Annotated in this window: 12 protein-coding genes and 1 tRNA gene; 9 read left to right on the top strand and 4 right to left on the bottom strand. The window is 71.9% G+C overall.

Annotated elements, in window-relative coordinates; all coding sequences use genetic code 11:
- Nucleotides 1-2 precede the first annotated feature (2 nt).
- The gene (locus ACZ7N4_RS11570; RefSeq protein WP_471357135.1) at nt 3-1,508 is read right to left on the bottom strand and encodes a potassium/proton antiporter; all 1,506 of its coding nucleotides are present in this window, start codon (nt 1,506-1,508) and stop codon (nt 3-5) included.
- Between the two features lie 223 nt (nt 1,509-1,731).
- Here ACZ7N4_RS11570 and ACZ7N4_RS11565 point away from each other — a divergent pair, with 223 nt between their 5' ends.
- On the top strand, nt 1,732-4,620 hold the full coding sequence (locus ACZ7N4_RS11565) for a penicillin acylase family protein (protein WP_471356623.1): 2,889 nt from the start codon (nt 1,732-1,734) through the stop codon (nt 4,618-4,620).
- A gap of 113 nt (nt 4,621-4,733) precedes the next feature.
- Here the strand turns inward: ACZ7N4_RS11565 and ACZ7N4_RS11560 are convergent, their stop codons facing one another.
- On the bottom strand, nt 4,734-5,354 hold the full coding sequence (locus ACZ7N4_RS11560; RefSeq protein WP_471356621.1) for a 5-formyltetrahydrofolate cyclo-ligase: 621 nt from the start codon (nt 5,352-5,354) through the stop codon (nt 4,734-4,736).
- 94 nt (nt 5,355-5,448) lie between these two features.
- Between ACZ7N4_RS11560 and galU the strand changes: the two genes are divergently transcribed.
- The 7 genes from galU to ACZ7N4_RS11525 all read left to right on the top strand — a co-directional run bounded on the left by galU (nt 5,449) and on the right by ACZ7N4_RS11525 (nt 10,983).
- The gene (gene galU, locus ACZ7N4_RS11555; RefSeq protein WP_470597090.1) at nt 5,449-6,360 is read left to right on the top strand and encodes a UTP--glucose-1-phosphate uridylyltransferase GalU; all 912 of its coding nucleotides are present in this window, start codon (nt 5,449-5,451) and stop codon (nt 6,358-6,360) included.
- A complete protein-coding gene (gene glp / locus ACZ7N4_RS11550; RefSeq protein ID WP_471356618.1) occupies nt 6,357-7,679 on the top strand; it encodes a molybdotransferase-like divisome protein Glp in 1,323 nt (440 codons plus the stop codon). The genes galU and glp overlap by 4 nt, the downstream gene beginning before the upstream one ends.
- A gap of 85 nt (nt 7,680-7,764) precedes the next feature.
- The gene (gene moaC, locus ACZ7N4_RS11545) at nt 7,765-8,244 is read left to right on the top strand and encodes a cyclic pyranopterin monophosphate synthase MoaC (RefSeq protein ID WP_189294807.1); all 480 of its coding nucleotides are present in this window, start codon (nt 7,765-7,767) and stop codon (nt 8,242-8,244) included.
- On the top strand, nt 8,241-8,780 hold the full coding sequence (locus ACZ7N4_RS11540; protein ID WP_471356615.1) for a MogA/MoaB family molybdenum cofactor biosynthesis protein: 540 nt from the start codon (nt 8,241-8,243) through the stop codon (nt 8,778-8,780). The genes moaC and ACZ7N4_RS11540 overlap by 4 nt, the downstream gene beginning before the upstream one ends.
- Nucleotides 8,781-8,800: 20 nt before the next feature.
- On the top strand, nt 8,801-9,415 hold the full coding sequence (locus ACZ7N4_RS11535; protein WP_471356613.1) for a GNAT family N-acetyltransferase: 615 nt from the start codon (nt 8,801-8,803) through the stop codon (nt 9,413-9,415).
- Nucleotides 9,416-9,590: 175 nt separating this feature from the next.
- Nucleotides 9,591-10,817 carry a divisome protein SepX/GlpR gene (gene sepX / locus ACZ7N4_RS11530; protein ID WP_471356610.1) on the top strand — a complete coding sequence of 409 codons (1,227 nt, stop codon included), beginning with the start codon at nt 9,591-9,593 and terminating at the stop codon, nt 10,815-10,817.
- A 92-nt stretch (nt 10,818-10,909) separates the two neighbouring features.
- Nucleotides 10,910-10,983 (top strand) — tRNA-Ala (locus ACZ7N4_RS11525).
- A gap of 177 nt (nt 10,984-11,160) precedes the next feature.
- Here ACZ7N4_RS11525 and ACZ7N4_RS11520 read toward each other — a convergent pair.
- Nucleotides 11,161-11,637, bottom strand: a complete 477-nt coding sequence (locus tag ACZ7N4_RS11520) for a GNAT family N-acetyltransferase (RefSeq protein WP_471356606.1) — start codon at nt 11,635-11,637, stop codon at nt 11,161-11,163.
- An 89-nt stretch (nt 11,638-11,726) separates the two neighbouring features.
- On the opposite strand from ACZ7N4_RS11520, the gene ACZ7N4_RS11515 reads away from it, so the two are divergent.
- Nucleotides 11,727-12,521, top strand: coding sequence for an exodeoxyribonuclease III (locus ACZ7N4_RS11515; RefSeq protein ID WP_471357132.1), 795 nt, complete (start codon nt 11,727-11,729; stop codon nt 12,519-12,521).
- Between the two features lie 30 nt (nt 12,522-12,551).
- Here ACZ7N4_RS11515 and ACZ7N4_RS11510 read toward each other — a convergent pair whose 3' ends face one another.
- Nucleotides 12,552-13,172: a MerR family transcriptional regulator gene (locus tag ACZ7N4_RS11510; protein WP_471357129.1), complete on the bottom strand. Its 621-nt coding sequence runs from the start codon at nt 13,170-13,172 to the stop codon at nt 12,552-12,554.
- Nucleotides 13,173-13,216 lie beyond the last annotated feature (44 nt).

Raw genomic sequence — 13,216 nt, 5'->3', positions numbered from 1 at the left:
GCTCACCGCGTGCGGCCGGCCCCGTCGGCGCCCAGCCAGCCCGCCAGCTTGCCGCCGTGCGCGACCGCGCGCAGGCGCCGTTCCGCCGCGTCGCGGACCGGGTCGGTGGCCACCACCAGCAGTTCGTCGCCGTGCCGGAGCACCGTGGTGGGCAGCGGGACGAACGACTTCGCCTCGCGCACGACCAGGGTGACGGCCGCCCCCGGCGGCAGCCGCAGCTCGTTGACCTCGACGCCGTGCATCCGGGAGCCCTCGGGGATGGACACGGACAGCAGGTGCCCCCGCAGCCGTTCCAGGGGCGCCGACTCGATGCCGAGGTCGGCCGCCTCGCCCTTCTCGCCGAGCCGCAGGGTGCGGGCCAGCCAGGGGAGGGTCGGCCCCTGGACGAGGGTGTAGGCGACGACCAGGACGAAGACGATGTTGAAGATGCGGCGGCTGGCGTCGACGCCGTTCACCATGGGAATGGTCGCCAGGATGATGGGCACGGCGCCGCGCAGTCCCGCCCAGGACATCAGGGCCTGCTCGCGCCAGGGCACCCGGAACGGCGCCAGGCTGCCGATCACGCTCAGCGGGCGGGCCACCATGGTCAGCACCAGCCCGATGACGAGGGCGGGCCAGACGTCGTCGCCCAGCTCGTGCGGGGTGACCAGCAGGCCGAGGACGACGAACATGCCGATCTGCGCGATCCAGCCGAGCCCCTCGGCGAAGCCGCGGGTGGCGGGCCAGTGGGGCAGCTTGGCGTTGCCGAGCAGCATCGAGGCCAGGTAGACGGCGAGGAAGCCGCTGCCGTGGGCCAGGGCGCCGGCGGCGTACGCGGTGACGGCGATGGCCATCACGGCGATCGGGTAGAGGCCGGAGGCGGGCAGGGCGACGTGCCGGAGTCCCCAGGCGCCGAAGCAGCCCACCGCGAGCCCCAGGGCCGCGCCGATGGCCAGCTCCAGGGCGATCTCGCCGAGCAGGACGTACCAGTGCTCGACCGGGCCGGCCGTGGAGAAGGCCACGACCAGGATGACCACCGGGGCGTCGTTGAAGCCGGACTCCGCCTCCAGCGTGCCCGTCACGCGCGCGGGGAGGGGGATTCTCCGCAGGACCGAGAAGACCGCCGCCGCGTCCGTCGACGAGACCACCGCGCCGATGATGAGCGCCTGCCGCCACTCCAGCCCGACCAGGTAGTGCGCGCCCGCCGCGGTGACGCCGACGCTGATCGCGACGCCCACGGTCGCCAGGACGGCGGCGGAGGACAGAACCGGCCGGATCTCTTTCCACTTCGTGCCCAGACCGCCCTCGGCGAGGATCACGACCAGGGCCGCGTATCCCATGACCTGGGTCACCGCGGCGCTGTTGAAGTGGACGTCGCCGATCCCGTCCTGGCCCATGAGGACGCCGATCCCCAGGTAGACGAGCAGGCTGGGGAGCCCGCTGCGCGAGGAGATCCGGACGGCCGCGACGGCGACGAGCAGCACGACGGAGCAGACGAGCAGGAGCTGGTTGAGGTGGTGGACAGTCAGCGGGCGTTCCCCCTCGGATCGGACAGGTGATCTCCGGTTTACTTCGTTAGCTTACCTAAGTCTTGACGCTTTCTTGACGTTCGCGAGGCAAGATCGAACGCTCGTGCGCGCTGGTTCCCGACTCCGCGTCAAGCGGGACAGGGCCCTGCGCCTATGGTTGCTCCAGCGCTCATTCAAAGTCACAGCCCGACCTGCCGCTCGCGTTAGGACAGCAAGGACAGCGATGCCCCCCAACACCACCGCCACAACGGGTGACACCGCCACCACGGGTGCGAGTGCCACGCCCGGCAAGTCCGGCAGGAAAAAGGGGCGCAAAGCCCGACTGATCGTGCTTGTGCTGGTCCTGGCCATCATCGGCGGCGTCGCCTTCGGGGCGTACTGGTCGATCAGCACGGTCCGCGCCTCCTTCCCGCAGACCACGGGAACGATCAGGCTCGACGGCCTGTCGGGACCGGTCGACGTCAAGCGGGACGGTTACGGCATCCCGCAGATCTACGCCTCCTCGGACGAGGACCTGTTCATGGCGCAGGGCTTCGTCCAGGCGCAGGACCGGTTCTACGAGATGGACGTGCGCCGGCACATGACCTCCGGGCGCCTGTCGGAGATGTTCGGCAAGAGCCAGGTCGACAACGACGCGTTCCTGCGCACCCTCGGCTGGGACCGGGTCGCCCGGCAGGAGTACGACACCAAGCTGTCGGCCTCCACGAAGAAGTACCTCCAGGCCTACGCCAAGGGGGTCAACGCCTACCTCCAGGGCAAGAGCGGCAAGGACATCTCGCTGGAGTACGCGGCCCTGGGCCTCACCAACGACTACCAGCCGCAGGAGTGGACCCCGGTCGACTCCGTCGCGTGGCTGAAGGCGATGGCCTGGGACCTGCGCGGCAACATGCAGGACGAGATCGACCGCGCCCTGATGACCAGCCGCCTCGGCCCGCAGCAGATCCAGGACCTGTATCCGGCCTACCCGTACGGCCGCAACAAGCCGATCGTCCAGGAAGGCCAGTACGACGAGCTGACCAGTGCCTTCCAGCAGAGCGCCGGCACCGGTTCCGCCCAGGGCACGACGGGCGGCACCACCGGTTCCCAGGGCACGACGGGCGCCACGGGTACGACGGGGACCACCGGCACCACCGGCACCACCGGCACCACGGGCGGCACGGGTTCCTCCGCGGGCGGGACGGGCACCGCGGGGCCGACCGGGACCGGTTCGGGCCTCACGAGCCAGCTGGGCGGCCTCCACAGCGTCCTGGACGACCTGCCGACGGCCGTCGGGGTGAACGGCCACGGCATCGGCTCCAACTCCTGGGTGGTCGCCGGGAAGTACACCGTCAAGGGCAAGCCGCTGCTCGCCAACGACCCGCACCTGTCGGCGTCCCTGCCGTCCGTCTGGTACCAGATGGGCCTGCACTGCCGGACCGTCTCCAGCAAGTGCCGGTACGACGTCACGGGCTACACGTTCGCCGGCATGCCCGGTGTGGTCATCGGCCACAACGCGAAGATCGCCTGGGGCCTGACCAACTCCGGTGTCGACGTCACCGACCTCTACCTGGAGAAGGTCAGCGCGAACGGCTACCTCTACGACGGCAAGGTCCGCCCGTTCAAGACCCGCGAGGAGACCATCAAGGTCGCCGGCGGCAAGGCCAAGACGATCGTCGTCCGCCAGACCCAGGACGGGATGCCGCTGCTGTCCGACCGCGACGACGAACTCGTCCAGGTCGGCAGGAAGGCCTCGGTGAACACCGCCGCGCCCGACCGGGGCGACGGCTACGGCATCGCCCTCAGGTGGACCGCGCTCGACCCGGGCACGACGATGGACGCCGTGTTCGCCCTCGACAGGGCCGGGGACTGGAACGACTTCCGCGCGGCGGCGGCCCTGTTCGACGTGCCCTCGCAGAACCTGGTCTTCGCCAGCACGGACAACCACATCGGTTACACGCTGCCCGGCAGGATCCCCACCCGCTCCGCCAAGGACACCGGCGCCATCCCGGCACCGGGCTGGGACTCGAAGTACCGCTGGACGGGCTTCATCAAGCAGGACGAGCTGCCCTACGAGTACGACCCCAAGCGCGGCTACATCGTCACCGCCAACCAGGCCGTGGTCGACCCGGAGAAGTACCCGTACACCCTCACCACCGACTGGGGCTACGGCACCCGCAGCCAGCGCATCTCCGACCTGATCGAATCCAAGATCAAGGACGGCGGCAGGATCTCCACCGACGACATGCGCCAGATGCAGCTGGACAACAGCAGCGAGATCGCCAAGCTGCTGGTGCCCAAGCTGCTGAAGATCAACCTGGACGACCCGGACGTCCGCGAGGCGCAGAAGCTGCTGGAGGGCTGGGACTACACCCAGGAGGCCGACTCGGCGGCGGCCGCGTACTTCAACGCCGTCTGGCGCAACATCCTCAAGCTCGCCTTCGGCAACAAGCTCCCCAAGGAGGTCCGCGTCAAGGGCCAGTGCCTGTGGGTCGACAAGATCGACAGCACCGGCCCGGTGGACGACGACACCAAGGTGCGCGAGTGCGGTCAGCGCGACGCCGACCAGGCGCAGCCGGACGGCGGCGACCGCTGGTTCGAGGTCGTGCGCACCCTGATGGACAAGCCGGACAGCGACTGGTGGAAGACGCCCAAGTCGGGCACCCGCCCCGCCGCCGACAACCGCGACGAGCTCTTCCGCCGGGCGATGATCGACGCCCGCTGGGAGCTGACCGCCAAGCTCGGCAAGGACATCGACACCTGGAGCTGGGGCCGCCTGCACCGGCTGTTCCTGAAGAACCAGACGCTCGGCACCGAGGGCCCCAAGGCGCTGCAGTACCTGCTGAACCGCGGCCCCTGGAAGCTCAGCGGCGGCGAGTCCACGGTGAACGCGTCCGGCTGGAACGCCGCCGGCGGCTACAACGTGGTCTGGGTGCCGTCCATGCGGATGGTGGTCAACCTCGCCGACCTCGACAAGTCCAAGTGGATCAACCTGAGCGGCGCGTCCGGGCACGCGTTCAACGCGCACTACACGGACCAGACGGGCAAGTGGGCCAAGGGCGAGCTGCTGCCCTGGTCGTTCTCGGGCAAGGCGGTGGACCGGAGCACGAGCGACACCCTCGTCCTCAAACCGTGACCGCCCCCTAGGCGACACACCGCGGAACGGCCCTCCACGCGCGCGTGGAGGGCCGTTCCGTTTCGCGCGGGCGGGCGTCCCGCGCGATGCGGGGCGGCCCGGGCGGAGCTCGGTCAGGGGCTCGGGAAGCGGCGTACCCCCGACGGGGTCACCACCGCGTGCACCGGCTTGTCGTGCGCCTCCGCCGGGACGCGCGCGACGACCTCCGCGTCGTACAGCAGCACCACCAGCCGGGGGTGGGCGCCCGCCCGCTCCAGCCGGGCGAGCACGCGGTCGTACGATCCTCCGCCGCGCCCCAGCCGCATCCCGCGCGCGTCCACCGCGAGACCGGGCAGCAGGACGACGTCCGCGGCCGTCACGGCGTCCGGGCCGAGCCGCGTTCCGGAGGGCTCGAAAAGCGCCATTCTTCCGCCGTGTTGGACGCGCGCGAGGGAGTCGGGACCGGTGTACTCGCCCCAGTCGAGGTCGTTGTCCGGCAGGAGGGCGGGGAGCAGGACGCGCACGCCCCGCGCGCGCAGCGCGTCGAGCAGCGCGAGCGTGCCGGGCTCGCTCCCCACGGAGACGTACGCCGCCACCGTGCGACCGTGCACCAGCTCGGGCAGCTCCAGGGCGCGCTCCGCCAGCGCACGGCCCGCTTCCCGCACGTCATCCGCCGTCAACCTGTTCCTCACCGAGAGGAAGACCCGCCGCAATACACGCTTGTCAGGCTCGGCCGTACGTCCGTCGTGTTCCACTGCTCGTCGCGCGCCCTTCTTAATGCAGGTCATATGAGGGTCAAGCAACCGGAGCCACAGATTCCCAACAAAGGCACCGGATAGGGTGGCGGGCATGACTCAGTCCCACCCCAGGATCAGCAAGGCTGTCATCCCCGCAGCAGGCCTCGGCACCCGGTTCCTGCCGGCCACCAAAGCCACTCCCAAGGAGATGCTGCCGGTCGTGGACAAGCCGGCGATCCAGTACGTGGTCGAGGAGGCCGTGTCGGCGGGGCTCGACGACGTCCTCATGGTCACCGGGCGCAACAAGCGCCCCCTGGAGGACCACTTCGACCGCAACTACGAGCTGGAATCGGCGCTGGAGAAGAAGGGCGACGCCGAGCGGCTCGCCAAGGTGCAGGAGTCCAGCGACCTGGCCACCATGCACTACGTGCGCCAGGGCGACCCCAGGGGTCTCGGCCACGCCGTGCTGTGCGCCGCCCCGCATGTCGGCCACGAGCCCTTCGCCGTCCTCCTCGGTGACGACCTGATCGACCCGCGGGACCCGCTGCTGCGCCGCATGATCGACGTCCAGGAGCGGCACGGCGGCAGCGTGATCGCCCTCATGGAGGTCGCGCCCGAGCAGATCCACCTCTACGGCTGCGCGGCCGTGGAGGCCACCGCCGACGGCGACGTCGTGAAGGTCACCGGACTGGTCGAGAAGCCGGACCCGGCGGACGCCCCGTCGAACTACGCGGTCATCGGCCGCTACGTCCTCGACCCGCACATCTTCGACATACTGCGCAAGACCGAGCCGGGCCGGGGCGGCGAGATCCAGCTCACCGACGCCCTCCAGCAGCTCGCGCAGGACGAGAAGGTCGGCGGCCCCGTGCACGGCGTCGTCTTCCAGGGCCGCCGCTACGACACCGGGGACCGCGGCGACTACCTGCGTGCCATTGTCAGACTCGCGTGCGAACGTGAGGACCTGGGCCCGGACTTCCGGACCTGGCTTCGCAGTTACGTAGCCGAGGAGATGCAGCAGTCTTGAGCAGCGCCGCGATCCGCCCCGCCGGCCCGGACGACCTGTGGTCGGTGGACGAGCACCTGGAGGACATCCTCTCGACCGTCCGCCCCCTGGAACCCATCGAGCTGCAACTGCTCGACGCCCAGGGCTGCGTCCTGGTCGAGGACGTCACGGTGCCGGTGTCCCTGCCCCCGTTCGACAACAGCTCCATGGACGGGTACGCGGTACGGGTCGCGGACGTGGCGGGCGCCGGCGAGGAGTTCCCGGCCGTCCTGGAGGTCGTCGGGGACGTCGCGGCCGGCGCGGCCGACCTGGTCCGGGTCGGCCCCGGACAGGCCGCGCGCATCATGACGGGCGCGCCGCTGCCGCCCGGCGCCGAGGCCGTCGTCCCCGTCGAGTGGACCGACGGCGGGCTCGGCGAGGGCCCGGTGAGCGGCATGCGGGCGCGCAGCCTGGCCCCGGAGGGCGCCGAGGGGCAGGTGCAGGTGTACCGGCCCGCCGAGGCACGCGCGCACGTGCGGGCCAAGGGCGGCGACGTGAAGGCGGGAGACCTCGCCCTGGCGGCCGGCACGATCCTCGGCCCGCCGCAGATCGCGCTGCTCGCCGCGATCGGCCGCGGCACGGTCCGGGTGCGCCCGCGCCCGCGCGTGGTCGTGCTGTCCACCGGCAGCGAACTCGTCCAGCCCGGCGAGCCGCTGGCCACCGGCCAGATCTACGACTCCAACAGCTTCGCCCTGACCGCCGCCGCGCGGGACGCGGGCGCCATCGCCTACCGCGTGGGCGCCGTCGCCGACGACGCCGAGACCCTCCGCGACACCATCGAGGACCAGCTCATCCGCGCGGACCTGCTGGTGACCACGGGCGGGGTCAGCGTCGGGGCGTACGACGTCGTCAAGGAGGCGCTGGCGTACGCGGGGTTCGCGGAGGAGCCGGGCAGCGGTGTGGAGTTCCGCAAGCTCGCCATGCAGCCCGGCAAGCCGCAGGGCTTCGGCTCCATCGGCCCCGACCACACCCCGCTGCTGGCGCTGCCCGGCAACCCGGTTTCGTCGTACGTCTCCTTCGAGCTGTTCGTCCGCCCCGCCATCCGCACCCTGATGGGTCTGGAGGACGTCCACCGGCCCCGCGTCCGGGCCACCCTGAAGACGGACCGGGCGCTGCGCTCGCCCCAGGGCCGCCGGCAGTTCCTGCGCGGCGCGTACGCCGACGGCGAGGTGACCCCCGTGGGCGGCTCCGGCTCCCACCTGATCGCGGCGCTGGCGCAGGCCGACGCGCTGATCGTCCTGCCCGAGGACGTGGAGTCCGCCGAGCCCGGCACCGAGGTCGAGGTGGTCCTGCTCGGCTGAGCCCTGCTGGTTGGCGGTACGGTGTCGCGGACAGCAGGCCCGTGCACCGCACTGCGACGGGCCCGGACCGGGAGCGCAGCACACCATGACGTCGCAGGACCGACTGACCCACATCGACGACGCGGGCGCGGCCCGCATGGTCGACGTATCCGGAAAGGACGTGACCGCGCGCACCGCCCGTGCCAGTGGCCGGGTCCTCGTGTCCCCCCGCGTGGTCGAGCTGCTGCGCGGCGAGGGGGTGCCCAAGGGCGACGCCCTGGCCACCGCGCGCATCGCCGGGATCATGGGGGCCAAACGCACCCCGGACCTGATCCCGCTGTGCCACCCGTTGTCGGTGTCCGGTGTGACACTGGACCTGTCGGTCGCGGACGACGCCGTGGAGATCCGGGCCACCGTGAAGACGACGGACCGCACGGGCGTCGAGATGGAGGCCCTCACCGCGGTGACGGTCGCCGCGCTCACCGTGATCGACATGGTCAAGGCGGTCGACAAGGGAGCGGTCATCACGGACGTACGGGTGGAGGAGAAGACGGGCGGCAAGTCGGGCGACTGGAGCCGGGCATGACGTCCGGCGACGGCACGGGGGGCGCCCGGCCGGCGCCGTACGCCGCGCTGGTCGTCACCGCCTCGAACCGGGCCGCCGCCGGTGTCTACGAGGACAGGGGCGGTCCGCTCGTCGTGAAGGGTCTTCAGGGTCTGGGGTTCGCCGTGGACGGGCCGCAGGTGGTGCCCGACGGGGATCCGGTGGAAGCGGCGCTGCGGGCGGCCCTGGCGGCCGGGTACGACGTCGTCGTCACCACCGGCGGCACCGGCCTGTCGCCCACCGACCGCACCCCCGAGGCGACCCGCGCGGTCATCGACCACGAGGTGCCGGGCATCGCGGAGGCCATCCGCGCCCACGGGCGGGACAAGGTCCCGACCGCAGCCCTGTCCCGGGGCCTGGCCGGGGTCGCCGGGCGGACGCTGATCGTCAACCTGCCCGGCTCGACCGGTGGGGTGCGGGACGGGCTCGCCGTACTGGAGCCCCTGCTGCTCCACGCCGTCGACCAGATCCGCGGCGGTGACCACCCCGGCCCCGGCAGCGGTGGGGGTGCGAGCTGAACAGCCCCTCCTGGCCCGTCGTGCTGGCGGACGGCGATGTCGTCCTCCGGCCGATAAAGCTGCGTGACCAGCGGGCCTGGCGCGAGGTGAACCGGCGCAACCGCGAGTGGCTGCGCCCCTGGGAGGCGACGATCCCGCCGCCCACACAGAGCGGGCCGATCGCGCACCGGCCGACCTACCGCCAGATGGTCCGGCACCTGCGCTCGGAGGCCGGGGCGGGCCGGATGCTGCCGTTCGTCATCGAGTTCGAGGGCCGGCTGGTCGGGCAGCTGACGGTCGCCGGGATCACCTGGGGGTCGATGTGCTCGGGGCACGTGGGCTACTGGGTGGACGAGGCGGTGGCCGGACGCGGGGTGATGCCGACGGCCGTCGCGCTCGCCGTGGACCACTGTTTCCGTACCGTCGGTCTGCACCGGATCGAGGTCTGCATTCGCCCCGAGAACCGGCCGAGCCGACGGGTGGTGGAGAAACTCGGATTCCGTGAGGAGGGGCTCCGGCCGCGTTATCTGCACATCGACGGCGCCTGGCGGGACCATCTGGTCTTCGCGCTCACCGCGGAAGAGGTGCCCGACGGTTTGCTCGCGCGGTGGAAGCGGGCACGCTCTCACGGCACCCAGCGCACCGAGAGTCCGTAATTGAAAATGTGTTCGAAATTGATCGGCTGTTGACCGTCTCGGCCGCCGAAATTCGCTACTCCGGCGGCCCTGTGATCGCATCGGTCGCAAAAAATGCTGGAAATATCAGCCAGATCGTGCGACACACCGGCCCAATTGGCGGATGGCCTCGCGCAAACCCCTCTACCGTGTGAGCGTGAGCAGCAGCGGCCTCATCTACGCAGTCATTGTCGGGGCCTGGGCCGCCTACTTGGTGCCGATGTGGCTCCGTAGGCAGGACGAGCTGAACGAGGCCCGTCCGACGGAACGCTTCAGCACCGCCATCCGGCTGCTGTCCGGACGAGCGGGTATGGAGCGCCGGTACGCCAGGGACCTGAAGGCGCGCTCCGCCCAGGAGGGGGAGCCCGACGCCGTCGATCCGGACGCCGTCACCGACGCGGTGGACGTCCGGGCCTTCGCCGTGCCCCCGACCCGCCGTCACGCGGTGCCGGAGGCCGAGCCGGAGGCGGCCGACGTCGCCGACCCGGCACGCGACCCCGCCCCCGAGCCGGCACCCAGGCGCACCCCCGCGTCCGTACCGGCGCAGAAGCACGCGCCCTCGGCCCAGGCCCCCGCGGCCCAGCCTTCCGCGGCGCAGGTCTCCGCAGCCCAGGCCTCCGCGGCGCAGACAGCCGCGGCGCGCGCCCGGCGCTCGAAGGTGCTCGCCAGGCGCCGGCGCACCACCGTGATGCTCTTCCTCGCCTTCACCCTCGGCGCGATCGTGGCCGCCGTCGGCGGTCTCGCCTTCCTCTGGGCGCCCGGTGTGCCCGCCCTCCTGCTGAGCGGGTACATCGCCCACCTGCGGACGCAGGAGCGCCGCCGCTTCGCCTACCAGATGGACCGCCGGCACGCCGAGGCCGCGGCCCAGCGACTGCGCGAGCGCCAGCCGCACCGCCGCGCGCCACTCGACGCGGCCCCCGACGCCGACGCGCCGGAGGAGGCACCGGACACCGGCACGGACACCGGCCTGTCCGCGCTCGCCGCCGACCGGCGCGCCCTCGTCGAGCAGACCGATCACGCCGAGTGGGTCGACCAGCAGCGCGAGCGGCAGCGCCGGCCCGGCCACGGGGACCGCTGGGACCCGGTCCCGGTGCCCCTGCCGACGTACGTCACCGCGCCGGTCGCCCCGCGCGCCACCTCCGACGTCGATCTGGGCGCGCCCGACACCTGGAGTTCGGCACGCTCCAGCACGGTCGTCCCGGAGCAGGAGGACGCGCCGCAGGCCGAGACCGGGGCGGCGGCGCCCGGGACCGGGGAGAAGCCCGCGGGCGGCCACGGCGACGCCCGCCGCGCCGCTTCCGCCCGCCGGGCACGAGAACGCGGACGCACCCCTCTCTTCGACCAGTTCGAGGACGGCGACCGCCCCCGGGCCGCCAACGAGTGACCCGGGTCACCACCGGAAATCCCCGTCCTGACCAGTCAGGGAGCGGATTTCCAAGCACCCCGATCGGGATGCTAGAGTTTCACTCGTTGCAAGGGCCTGTGGCGCAGTCCGGTAGCGCACCTCGTTCGCATCGAGGGGGCCAGGGGTTCAAATCCCCTCAGGTCCACTGCACGACAAGATCCCGTCGGTCATCACGACCGGTCGGGATCTTCGTCGTTTCCGGGGGCCGTGGAACGGCGCGCCCGGGCAGCGGCAGGGCCGCCGGCCGCCGTGCGCGGCCGAGGCCGGAAGACGCCGTGAGCGGGCACCCGGACGGGTCCACGGTTCACCGGCCCGACTCCGCTCAGAGCCGCTTGGCGTAGCAGAGGCTCTCCTCGTGGTGGCGGTAGTAGCCGAACTTGGTGCACGGCTCGTAACCGCTGGAGGTGTACAGGGCTACGGCCTCCGGCTGCTTGGTGCCGGTCTCCAGGACCATGCGGACCCGGCCGGCCATGCGGGCGTCCTCCTCCAGGGCCGCGAGGATCCGGCGGGCCAGGCCCCGGCCGCGCATCTCCTCGATGACGAACATCCGCTTCAGTTCCGCGTCGCCGTCCTCGTTGCCCTCCTCGTTGCGGTCCTGGCTGCGCCAGCCGCCGGTGGCCACGGGGCGGTCGTACGCGTCGTACGCGATCAGGTACACGCCCCGGGGCGGGTCGAAGTCCGCGGCGTCCAGGGCCGTGGCGTCGCCCCCGTCGCCGTAGCGCAGGTGGTACTCGGCCTGGACCTCGTCGTTGAGCTTCACTGCGTCGGGGTGGTCGAAGCGAACACGGCGTATATTCATACTGAGCATCGTACTTCTATGCAATCGGTGGGGGTCCGTGATTTTGCGGACCCCGACCAGTGTGCCGGTATCGTGCCCTGGTGCTGACTGTGACCTCGGTGAACGTGAACGGACTGCGGGCCGCCGCGAAGAAGGGCTTCGTGGAGTGGCTCGCCGGGACCGAGGCGGACGTGGTCTGCCTGCAGGAGGTGCGCGCCGAGCCGCACCAGCTGCCGGAGGAGGTCCGGCAGCCCGACGGCTGGCACGTGGTGCACGCCCCGGCCGCCGCCAAGGGCCGCGCGGGCGTCTCCCTCTACACGCGCCGCGAGCCCGACCGGGTCCGCGTCGGCTTCGGCTCGTCGGAGTTCGACGGCAGCGGCCGCTACGTCGAGGCCGACCTGCCCGGCGTCACCGTCGCCTCCCTCTACCTCCCCTCCGGCGAGGTCGGCACCGAACGGCAGGACGAGAAGATCCGCTTCATGGGCGAGTTCCTCGTCCACCTGCAGGAGCTGCGCGAGCGCGCCGCCGCCGACGGGCGCGAGGTCCTCGTCTGCGGCGACTGGAACATCGCCCACCGGCAGGCCGACCTGAAGAACTGGCGCGGCAACACCAAGAACTCCGGCTTCCTGCCGGAGGAGCGGGAGTGGCTCGGTCGGGTGTTCGCGGCTGCCGAGGGCGGATACGTCGACGTGGTCCGCGCCCTGCACCCGGAGGCCGAGGGGCCGTACACCTGGTGGTCGTACCGGGGGCGGGCTTTCGACAACGATTCCGGTTGGCGCATCGATCTCGCCGTGGCGACGCCCGGGCTCGCGCGGCGTGCGGTCAAGGCGGTGGTGGAGCGAGCGGCCAGCCACGCGGAGCGCTGGTCGGACCACGCGCCGGTGACGGTGGTCTTCGACCTCTAGACCCGGTCGCCGCCCACGGTCCGGGGAGCCTCAGCCGGGCTTGTTCAGCCGGCGGTCCAGGGCCAGTGAGAGTTCCGCCTCCACGACGCTGCGGGCCAGGGGGCGCAGTCGGTGCAGGTCCTCCTCGGGGGCGTGGCGCAGGATGAGGTCGGCGAAGAGTTCGGCCAGGGCGTCGGCGTGTTCGCGGACGCGGGCGCCGGCCGTCAGCACCTCGGCGAGCGGGATGCCCTCGCGGACCAGTGCGGAGGAGACGTCCAGCAGGCGCCGGCTGATGTGGACGATCGTGTCGCCGTCGGTGCCGAGGTAGCCCAGCTCCATGGCGGCGGCGAGGTTCTCCGGGGTGACCTCGCCCTCGAAGCGGGCGGCGAGTTCCTCGGGGGTGAGGCGGACCGGTTCCTCCTCGGTGGGGGCGCCGACGCCGAGCAGGTCGGCGACGTCGCGGCCCTGGTCGAGGGCGTCCGCGAGTTCCGCGATGCCGTTCAGGGTGTGGCCGCGCTCCAGCAGGGTGGCGATGGTGCGCAGCCGGGCCAGGTGGTGGTCGTCGTACCAGGCGATACGGCCCTCGCGGCGGGGCGGCGGTATCAGCTTGCGTTCGCGGTAGAAGCGCAGGGTGCGCACGGTGATGCCGGCCATCCGGGCGAGCTCCTCCATGCGGTACTCGCGCCTGGCTGCGGGGTGTTCTGCGTCCTCTGCCA

Source organism: Streptomyces sp. NPDC107654 (assembly GCF_055639035.1).
This window is presented reverse-complemented; position numbering and strand designations above follow the sequence as displayed.

Bases quoted from the DNA above. Each gene is read 5' to 3' on its own strand.
- ACZ7N4_RS11510 (WP_471357129.1), bottom strand. From the start codon at position 13,172: ATGGAGGAGCTCGCCCGGATGGCCGGCATCACCGTGCGCACCCTGCGC.
- ACZ7N4_RS11540 (WP_471356615.1), top strand. From the start codon at position 8,241: ATGACGTCCGGCGACGGCACGGGGGGCGCCCGGCCGGCGCCGTACGCC.
- moaC (WP_189294807.1), top strand. From the start codon at position 7,765: ATGACGTCGCAGGACCGACTGACCCACATCGACGACGCGGGCGCGGCC.
- galU (WP_470597090.1), top strand. From the start codon at position 5,449: ATGACTCAGTCCCACCCCAGGATCAGCAAGGCTGTCATCCCCGCAGCA.
- ACZ7N4_RS11565 (WP_471356623.1), top strand. From the start codon at position 1,732: ATGCCCCCCAACACCACCGCCACAACGGGTGACACCGCCACCACGGGT.
- ACZ7N4_RS11520 (WP_471356606.1), bottom strand. From the start codon at position 11,637: ATGAATATACGCCGTGTTCGCTTCGACCACCCCGACGCAGTGAAGCTC.